Genomic DNA, 9,281 nt, shown 5'->3' with positions numbered 1-9,281 from the left:
GGGGGCCGGTGGTGTTGGTCCTCGGTTTTCCCAGCGGTGTTCTTGTGTTGGGAGCGCCGTCGGGCGCTCCCCGCTTCTGTTTTGGGGGGTCTAACCGCGGCGCCGCCCCATTTCCTGTTTCCGCCATTTCCGGGGCGGTCGGCCGAAACCGCCGCCCCCGCCCGTCAGACCGCGACCGCGTCCTCCGGCCGGATCGGCAGCCGGCCGACCGGCAGGCCGGTGGCCGCCCGGACGGCGGCGGCCACGGCCGCCGGGGCGACCACCGCGGGGGCGGCGCTGACCGCCTTGGCCCCGAAGGTGGCGACCACGTCCCGCTCCTCCAGCAGGGCGGCGATCCGCACCTGCGGGGTGTCCAGCGCGGTGGGCAGCCGGTAGCCGGTGAGCGAGGGGTTCAGCAGCACGCCGCCCTCGGTGCGCAGGTCCTCCAGCAGCGCCAGGCCGACGCCCTGGGCCACGCCCGCCTCGATCCGGTCCTCGATCTGCCGCGGGTTCAGCGCCCGGCCGACGTCCTGGGCGACCGTCATCTCGACCACCCGGACGGCGCCCAGCTCGATGTCCACGTCCACCACCGCGCGCATCGCGCAGAACGCGATCGACACGAAGGCGTCGCCCTGCCCGGACTCGTCCAGCGGCTCGGTGGGGTGCGGGCGGCACTGGGCCGTCGCCCAGAGCTCCTTGCCCTCCAGCGCCTCGGCGACCGGCATGCCGAGCACCCCGTCGTACGAGGTGATCTTGCCGTCGGCGATCTGCAGCAGTTCCACCGACATCCCGAAGTTGGCGGCGATCGGCTGCAGCAGCTGGTGGCGGACCATCAGCGCGGCGCGCTCGACGGCGCCGCCGGAGACCCAGGTGTGCCGGCCGCGGGCGGAGGGACCGGCGATCGACTGGTCGCTGTCGGCCGGCGCGATGTACACCTCGCTGACGCCCAGCACGGTCTGCACGATCTGCCGGGCCAGCGTGGCGAAGCCCTGTCCGGAGTCGACGGCCGCACAGATCACCGTGGCGTGGTCGCCGCTGACCCGCACGGTGGCGGTGGAGACCTCGTCCTCGCCCTCGGCGCCGAGCATGTGCACCATGCCGACGGCGTAGCCGATCCCGCGCCGCACCGCCGCCGGGTCGCCGGCGCCACCGGGTCCGCCCGGCAGCAGCCACTCGGCGTCCGGGTCGTCCACCGGCAGGGCCGGCAGCGGCTCGGCCGAGACGGCCTCCAGCAGCGCGCCGACCGGCGCCGGGCAGGTGACGGCCTGTCCGGTGGGCATCGGGTCACCGGTGGCCATCGCGTTGCGGCGGCGGATCTCCACCGGGTCCACGCCGATCCGGGCGGCCAGCTGGTCCAGCTGCGACTCGTAGGCGAAGCAGGCCTGCAACGCGCCCTCGCCGCGCATCCGCCCGGCCGGCGGGTTGTTGGTGCGCACCGCCCAGGCGTCCACGAAGACGTTCGGGCAGACGTACGGGCCGACCGAGAACGCGGTGGCGGCGGCCAGCGCCTCGGCGGAGACGTCCGCGTACGCGCCGCCGTCCAGCAGGATCTGCGCCTCGACCTTCACCAGGGTGCCCTCGGCGTCGGCGTGGTGGCGGTAGCGCAGCAGCGCGGGGTGGCGCGAGGGGTGGGTGTGGAAGGACTCCTCGCGGGTGAGGGTCATCTTCACCGGGCGGCCGGTGCGCAGCGCCAGCAGCGCCAGGGTGACCTGGAAGGAGAGGTCCTCACGGTCGGTGGTGGCCCCGGGCACGCCGGTGACCACCAGCCGGACCCGGTCGGGCTCCAGGCCGAGGCAGGCGGCGGTGCGGTCGCGGTCGCCGTGCGGGTCGGTGGAGGACAGGTGCAGTTCGACGCCGCCGTCCGGGCGCGGCACGGCCAGCCCGGCCTCGGCGCCGAGCGGGGCCGGGTCCTGACGGCCGACCTGGTAGAGGCCCTCGATGATGATCTCGCCGGCCGCGTCCGGGTCCCCGGTGCGCAGCGGCAGGTGGCGGAACAGGTTGCCGTCCGGGTGCAGCGACGGGGCGGTGAAGGCCTGCTCGGGGTCGGTGACGGCCTCCAGCGGCTCGTAGTCGACCGCGATCAGACCGACCGCCAGCCGGGCGGTGTCCGGGTGGTCGGCGGCCACCGCGGCGATCGGCTCGCCGTGGTGGCGCACCACGCCCGCGGCCAGCACCGGCCGGTCGGCGACGATCGGCCCGGCCGGGGCGCCGTCCGGGGTGCCGTCCGGACCGGGCGGCAGGTCGGCGGCGGTGACCACGGCGTGCACGCCGGGCAGCGCCAGCGCGGCCGCGGTGTCGATGCCCCTGATCCGGGCGTGCGGGTGCGGCGAGCGCAGTACCGCGCCCCAGAGCAGCCCCTCGGCCCACAGGTCGGCCGCGTACGGGTAGATGCCGAGCGCCTTGGGCAGCGCGTCGCTGCGCAGCGGTGAGCTGCCCAGGCCGAACGGCTCCGGTGCGCCGCCCTCGCCGCCGTCCTGCTGGAGTGCTGCGCCGATGTCGGTAGGCGACGTCATGATGCGTGGTCGTCCTCGGGGAGCCGGATGCCGTGGGCGGGGGTGGCGCCGTACGGGACGCCGGCCGGGGCGGTGCCACCGGCCGGAGCGCCGTGCGGGGGCGTGGCGACGTAGGGCGTGCCGTGCGGGGGCGTGCCGTCGAAGGCGGCCCCGGGCAGCGGCGTGCCGTGCGCGGGGGTGGGTTCGTAGACCGGGGCGTCGTACCCGGCGTCGTAGCCGTTCTGCTGCGGGTAGCCGCCGGGCACGTAGGTGCCGTGGGCGGGGGTGCCCTGGTACGGCTGCTCGGGGTAGCCCTGCGGCGGGTAGTACACCTGGTCGTCGGCGGTCTGGGCGGGGATGCCCTGGACCGGCGTCAGGACGGCGGTGTCGTACACGCCGGTGTCGTAGCCGCCCTGGCCGTCGCCGTACGGCTGGTCGGCGCCGGCCGGGGGCTGCTCGGCGGGCGGCTGCGGGACGTGCTCGATCCAGGCGTCGGCGTCGGCGTAGACCGGCGGTTCGGCGGCCTGCTGCGGTCCGGCGGCCGCTTCCCCGGCGGGCTGGTCGGCGGCCTGGCCGGTGTCCGGTGAGGCGGCCTGGGCGGCGGTCGCGGCGGCCGTCTCCTCCGCCTCCTCGACGTCCTCGGCGCGCGCGTCGGCGATGCTCTGGACGGCGGCCAGCACTCCGCGGTAGCCGGTGCAGCGGCAGAGGTTGCCGCAGAGCGCCTGGCGGGCCTCGACCTCGGTCGGGCGGTGGTTGCGCTGGAGCAGGTCGTGCACCGCCATCGCCATGCCGGGGGTGCAGTAGCCGCACTGCACCGCGCCGGACTCGGCCAGCGCCTGCTGGACGTCGCTCGCGCCGCCGGCGGCCGACAGGCCCTCGACGGTGTTGATCTCGCTGTCGGCGGCCAGCGCGGCGGGCACCAGGCAGCCGGCCACCAGCTGGCCGTCCACCTGCACCGAGCAGGCCCCGCACTCGCCCTGCTCGCAGCCGTCCTTGGCGCCGGCCAGGCCGAGCCGCTCGCGCAGCACGTAGAGCAGGCTCTCGCCGATCCAGGCGTCGGTGACGGGCCGTTCGAAACCGTTGACCCGCAAGGTGTACGAGGCGCACGGGCGCAGCTCGCGGCTGACCTGCGGGGTGAGGCCGAGCGGGTCGGCGTCGAGGGTCTCGATGGGGTCTGTGGTCACTTCAGCGCCCTTCCCAGTGCCCGTCGGGCCAGCACCGATACGGTACGCCGCAGCCGAACGGCGGCCGCGCTCGGCCCCTCGGTCGCGGCCTCCCAGGCGCCTTCGGCGCCGTAGCTGTCGGGGACGCAGGCGGCGGCCACGTACTCGCCGAAGGCGGCGGTCGCGGCCGGGTCGATCTCCCGGCTGCCGTCCCAGTCGATGCAGCCGGCGACCCAGGCCTCGGCCTCCAGCGGGCGCAGCGGCACGGGCGCGACGGCGCCGACCGCGCAGCGCACGGCGCGCCGGGCGGGGTCGAGGACCAGCGCGACGGAGGCGGTGGCGCGGGCCGGGCCGCTGCGGCCGGTGGCCTTGAGGAAGACCTGCGGGGCGTGCAGCAGCGGGACGCGCACCCAGGTGAGGAGTTCGCCGGGGCGCACCGGGTCGAGGCCGGTGAGCAGGTGACTGACCGGCACCTCGCGGCTGGCGCCGGCCCGGGCGAGGGTGACGCTGGCCTCCAGGGCGGTGAGCACCGGGAGGGTGTCGCCGGCCGGGGCGGCGGTGACGATGTTGCCGCCGAGGGTGCCGACGTTGCGGACCTGCGGCGGGCCGGCGGTGCGGGCGGCGTCCGCGAGCGCGGGGATGAGCGCGGCGAAGTCGGGGCGGTCCATCCGGGCGTGGGTGAGTCCGGCGCCGAGGACGGCGGTGCCGCCGTCCTCGTAGCGCCAGCCGCGCAGTTCGGTGATCCGGCCGAGGCCGACCAGGGCGGCGGGGCGTAGCCGTCCGGCGTTGACGGCTTCCATCAGGTCGGTGGCGCCGGCCACCGGTACCGCGGCCGGGGTGGCGGCCAGCGCGTCGACGGCCTCGTCGAGGGAGGCCGGCAGCATGATCGTCCGGTTCACCTGGGTCCCACCGTGCTCCACTTGCTCATCGATCGGCTGCCGCCCGCGGCCTTCGGCCGTGGTGTCCGCGTCAGCAGCCCGGCCTGGCCCGTAGGGTACGGGCGATCGGGCCGGGTTGGGCAACTCTGGCACACAATGCTCGATGATCATTTCGGGGCAGGTGAACGGGACTGCCCGATTGGGACGGATACCGGGCGGTATCTGCCCAGGCCCGAACCGGACCTGGGCAGATGTTCATCTGTTCTTGACGTCAGATGACCACTCAGAAGTTCCCGCAAGGGGCAAGTCCGTCGCGCTCAGCGCACCGGCGGCGGGCCCTCGATCGGCCGGCCGGCCACCCCGGGCCAGCGCTGCCAGGGGTGCGGGCCGTCCGCCGGGCGGTACTCCACGCCGAGCGCGTCCAGCACCTTCAGGTGCGCCTCCAGCCGGTGCTGGAAGCCGGCGTAGTCGCGCTCGGCCGGATCGGTGGGCAGGTCGGACCAGGCGACCTCGGCGAAGGCCACCAACCGGGGGAAGGCCCGGTAGTCGATGTCCCGGGCGCTGTCCATGAACTCGCTCCACAGGTTGGCCTGGGTGCCGATCACGTGCCGGGCGGCCGTCTCGTCCAGCTGCCCGGGCACCGGCTCGAAGCGGTACACGTCCTCCAGCGTGCGCACGAAGCCGACCGGGATCGGCTCGTCCGGGCCGTCGGCCTGCCGGTGGTCGAAGTAGACGTGCTGCTCGGGGCACATCACCACGTCGTGCCCGGCCTTGGCCGCGGCGATCCCGCCGCCGAACCCGCGCCAGGAGGAGACGGCGGCGCCCGGGGCGAGCCCGCCCTCCAGGATCTCGTCCCAGCCGATCAGCCGGCGGCCGCGCTCGGCCAGCCAGCGGTCGAAGTGCCGGATCACGAAGCTCTGCAGCTCGTCCTCGTTGGCCAGGCCGAGCTCGCGGATCCGCGCCTGGGCGGCCGCGCTGTCCTTCCACTGCTCCTTGGGGCACTCGTCGCCGCCGAGGTGGATGAACTCGGACGGGAAGAGCTCCAGGACCTCCTCCAGCACGCCCTCGAAGAAGCGCAGGGTGTCCTCGGAGGCGTTGAGCACGTTGTGGCTGACGCCCCAGTCCGTCCAGACGCCGAGCGCCGCGGTGTCCACCACGTCGGTGTTGCCCAGCTCGGGGTAGGCCGCGACGGCGGCCTGGGTGTGCCCGGGCAGGTCGACCTCCGGGACGACGGTGACCCCGCGCGCGGCCGCGTAGGCGACGATCTCGCGCAGGTCGTCCTGGGTGTAGTAGCCGCCGTGCGGGCGGTCGTCGCGGCGCTGGCCGGCCCGGTAGCCGACCATCGAGCGGTCCCGCCAGGCGCCGCGCTCGGTCAGGCCGGGGTAGCGCTTGATCTCCACCCGCCAGCCCTGGTCGTCGGTCAGGTGCAGGTGCAGCACGTTGAGCTTGTGCGCGGCCAGCAGGTCGACGAAGCGCAGCACGTCCGACTTGGGCAGGAAGTGCCGGGCGACGTCGAGCAGCGCGCCCCGCCAGCCGAACCGGGGGGCGTCCTCGATGTCCGCGCCGGGCAGCACCCAGCCGGTGCCGCGCAGCGGGGACCGGCGGAAGGCGTCCGGGCCGAGCAGCTGCCGCAGGGTCTGCGCGCCCCACAGCGCACCGGCCGGCCCGCCCGCGGCCACCAGGGCGTGGCCGGGGCGCACCGTGATCCGGTACGCCTCGGCGGCCAGCGCGTCGTCCTGGACCAGTTCGATGCCCGTGCCCGGCCGGCCCGGGCCGAGCGGCAGCCCGGTGGCCGCGGTCAGCGTGGTTCGCAGCCACCGCTCGGCGTCGGCCAGCCCGGGCGGCGCGGTCAGCGTGGTGGCGTCGTCGAGGGGGAAGTCCTCGTCCGGGCGGCGGACGGCACTCGAAGGCACGGGAATGAGGTCCATTCCGACATCCTGCCCCCGCCCCGGACGACTGGCATAGACCACTTCGGAAACTCGGCACTATGCAAAACGGCACTGTGCACAACCACACCGTGCACAACGGCGCCGGGCACCGGCCCGCGGCGGCCGGTGCTACTTGCCGCCGTTGTTGTCGTCGCCGCCCTGCGGCTTGCCGATGCCGTCGTAGATCTCCTTGCACATCGGGCAGACCGGGTACTTCTTCGGGTCGCGCCCGGGCACCCAGACCTTGCCGCAGAGCGCCACCACGGGCGAGCCGGAGAGCGCGCTCTCCATGATCTTGTCCTTCTGGACGTAGTGCGCGAAGCGCTCGTGGTCGCCGTCCCCGTGGGACACCTGGGGGACTGGCTCGACCAGGGTGCCGGTGCCGAGGCCGCGCTCGGGCTCAAGAGTGCTCATAGGTGCCAAGTCTATGGGCGCCCCGCGAAACCCGGCCAGTATCGCGACGGCGGCCCGTACGTCAGTTCAGCGTCGGGTCGTCCGGATAGGTCGCGAGCAGCGCCAGCGGGCCGCGCTGGCGGCGCAGCACCGAGCGCCACAGCCGCTCCGGTTCCGGGCTGGAGATGTCCCCCGGCTCGCAGTCCACCAGGTACCAGGCGCCGCTCCCCAGCTCCGTCTCCAACTGGCCCGGCGACCAGCCTGCGTACCCGGCGAAGATCCGCAGCGCGCCCAGCTCGCCGGCCAGCACCTCGGGCGGCGCCTCCAGGTCCACCAGGCCGATCGCGCCGTGCACCCGCCGCCAGCCGAGCGGCTCGCCGGTGCCCGGCTCCCCCGGCGCCACGGCGAGGCCGAGCGCCGAGTCCAGCGCCACCGGTCCGCCCTGGAACACCACGGCGGGCTGCCCGACCAGCCGCCCCCAGCCGTCCAGCACGCTGCCCACCTCGACCGGCGTCGGCCGGTTGAGGACCACGCCGAGCGCCCCCTCGACGTCGTGGTCGAGGAGCAGCACCACCGCCCGGGCGAAGTTCGGGTCGGTGAGCAGGGGCGTCGCGACGAGCAGACGGCCGGTGTGGGACCGTCCTGCGTGCGAGTGGGCCGCCGTCATGCCCACATGATCCCGCAGAACGGCCGGGGTCGGACACCTCAACGATCGAAACCCCGCCACGCCGGACAAACACCCGAACGGCCCCTCCGGCGGGCGGGAGCGAGCCCGGAGAGAGGACCATCACGGGAGAGGCTCACGGGAACCATCGGCACGCCCACTACCATCTACGGATGGTGGACGCCCTTCTACGGTGCCGACTCGGTTTTGCCGGGGGCCCGAGCGCGCCCGTACCAACCGGTCCACCACCGGCTCTCTACCGGAGCCTTCCCACCCCTCTGGCACCCCGGATTGCGAGAACGATGACCGACGACGTCCTGCTGGTCCACGGCGGAAACCCGCTCGAAGGCGAGATCCGCGTCCGCGGTGCGAAGAACCTGGTGCCCAAGGCCATGGTCGCCGCCCTCCTCGGCCAGGGCCCCAGCAGACTGCGCAACGTCCCGGACATCCGCGACGTCAAGGTGGTCCGCGGCCTGCTCCAGCTGCACGGGGTCACCGTGCGGACCGGCGACGAGGACGGCGAGCTGATCCTCGACCCGTCGCACGTGGAGAGTGCGAACGTCGCCGACATCGACGCGCACGCGGGCTCCTCGCGGATCCCGATCCTGTTCTGCGGCCCGCTGCTGCACCGCCTCGGCCACGCCTTCATCCCGGGCCTGGGCGGCTGCGACATCGGCGGCCGCCCGGTCGACTTCCACTTCGAGGTGCTGCGCCAGTTCGGCGCCACCATCGAGAAGCACCCGCAGGGCACCTACCTGGTCGCCCAGCAGCGCCTGCGCGGCACCAAGATCGAGCTGCCCTACCCCTCGGTCGGCGCGACCGAGCAGGTGCTGCTCACCGCCGTCCTCGCCGAGGGCGTCACCGAGCTGCGCAACGCGGCCATCGAGCCGGAGATCGTCGACCTGATCTGCGTGCTGCAGAAGATGGGCGCGATCATCACCCTGGGCACCGACCGGACCATCCTGATCACCGGCGTCGACGAGCTGGGCGGCTACACCCACCGCGCGCTGCCGGACCGCCTGGAGGCCGCTTCCTGGGCCTGCGCGGCGCTGGCCACCAGGGGCGACATCTACGTCCGCGGCGCCCGCCAGCTGGAGATGATGACCTTCCTGAACACCTTCCGGAAGGTCGGCGGCGCCTTCGAGGTGGAGGACGAGGGCATCCGCTTCTGGCACCCGGGCGGCGAGCTCAAGGCGATCGCCCTGGAGACCGACGTGCACCCGGGCTTCCAGACCGACTGGCAGCAGCCGCTGGTCGTCGCCCTGACCCAGGCCACCGGCCTGTCCATCGTCCACGAGACGGTGTACGAGTCGCGGCTCGGCTTCACCGGCGCGCTCAACCAGATGGGTGCGCACATCCAGCTGTACCGCGAGTGCCTGGGCGCCACCCCGTGCCGCTTCGGCGCGCGCAACTTCCTGCACTCGGCGGTCGTCTCCGGCCCGTCCAAGCTGATGGGCGCCGAGCTGGTCATCCCCGACCTGCGCGGCGGCTTCTCGTACCTGATCGCGGCGCTGGCGGCCGAGGGCACCTCGACCGTGCACGGCATCGACCTGATCAACCGCGGCTACGAGAACTTCATGGACAAGCTGCGCGACCTGGGCGCCCACGTCGAGCTGCCGTCCGAGCAGCTGGTCGACGCCTGACCCGCAGGGCCCACAGGCCTGTGGGCCTGTGGGCCTGTGGGCCTACGGGCCTACGGGCCTACGGGCCTACGGGCCTACGGGCCTACGGGCCTACGGGCCTACGGGCCTACGGGCCTACGGGCCTACGGGCCTACGGGCCTA

Annotated in this window: 7 protein-coding genes; 1 reads left to right on the top strand and 6 read right to left on the bottom strand. The window is 74.4% G+C overall.

Going from position 1 to position 9,281, the window contains the following annotated elements; translation table 11 throughout:
- Positions 1–164: 164 nt before the first annotated feature.
- The 6 genes from ACFV61_RS31750 to ACFV61_RS31725 all read right to left on the bottom strand — a co-directional run bounded on the left by ACFV61_RS31750 (position 165) and on the right by ACFV61_RS31725 (position 7,500).
- Complete coding sequence (locus ACFV61_RS31750) at positions 165–2,492, bottom strand: xanthine dehydrogenase family protein molybdopterin-binding subunit (protein WP_380495389.1); 2,328 nt, start codon at positions 2,490–2,492, stop codon at positions 165–167.
- Entirely contained in the window at positions 2,489–3,655 is a 1,167-nt protein-coding gene (locus ACFV61_RS31745; protein ID WP_380335223.1) for a 2Fe-2S iron-sulfur cluster-binding protein, read from the bottom strand. The genes ACFV61_RS31750 and ACFV61_RS31745 overlap by 4 nt, the downstream gene beginning before the upstream one ends.
- On the bottom strand, positions 3,652–4,518 hold the full coding sequence (locus tag ACFV61_RS31740) for an FAD binding domain-containing protein (protein ID WP_363370383.1): 867 nt from the start codon (positions 4,516–4,518) through the stop codon (positions 3,652–3,654). The genes ACFV61_RS31745 and ACFV61_RS31740 overlap by 4 nt, the downstream gene beginning before the upstream one ends.
- Positions 4,519–4,829: 311 nt before the next feature.
- Entirely contained in the window at positions 4,830–6,440 is a 1,611-nt protein-coding gene (locus ACFV61_RS31735; protein WP_380495387.1) for a beta-N-acetylhexosaminidase, read from the bottom strand.
- A gap of 129 nt (positions 6,441–6,569) precedes the next feature.
- Positions 6,570–6,854 carry a DUF3039 domain-containing protein gene (locus tag ACFV61_RS31730; RefSeq protein WP_063349181.1) on the bottom strand — a complete coding sequence of 95 codons (285 nt, stop codon included), beginning with the start codon at positions 6,852–6,854 and terminating at the stop codon, positions 6,570–6,572.
- Positions 6,855–6,915: 61 nt separating this feature from the next.
- Positions 6,916–7,500 carry a YqgE/AlgH family protein gene (locus ACFV61_RS31725; RefSeq protein WP_063349180.1) on the bottom strand — a complete coding sequence of 195 codons (585 nt, stop codon included), beginning with the start codon at positions 7,498–7,500 and terminating at the stop codon, positions 6,916–6,918.
- Between the two features lie 299 nt (positions 7,501–7,799).
- On the opposite strand from ACFV61_RS31725, the gene murA reads away from it, so the two are divergent.
- On the top strand, positions 7,800–9,140 hold the full coding sequence (gene murA, locus ACFV61_RS31720; RefSeq protein ID WP_063349179.1) for a UDP-N-acetylglucosamine 1-carboxyvinyltransferase: 1,341 nt from the start codon (positions 7,800–7,802) through the stop codon (positions 9,138–9,140).
- Positions 9,141–9,281 lie beyond the last annotated feature (141 nt).

The sequence above is a fragment of the Kitasatospora sp. NPDC059817 genome (assembly GCF_042731835.1).
GTDB lineage: Bacteria > Actinomycetota > Actinomycetes > Streptomycetales > Streptomycetaceae > Kitasatospora.
The sequence above is the reverse complement of the archived record's forward strand: the minus strand, read 5'-3'. Positions and strand labels throughout refer to the sequence as shown.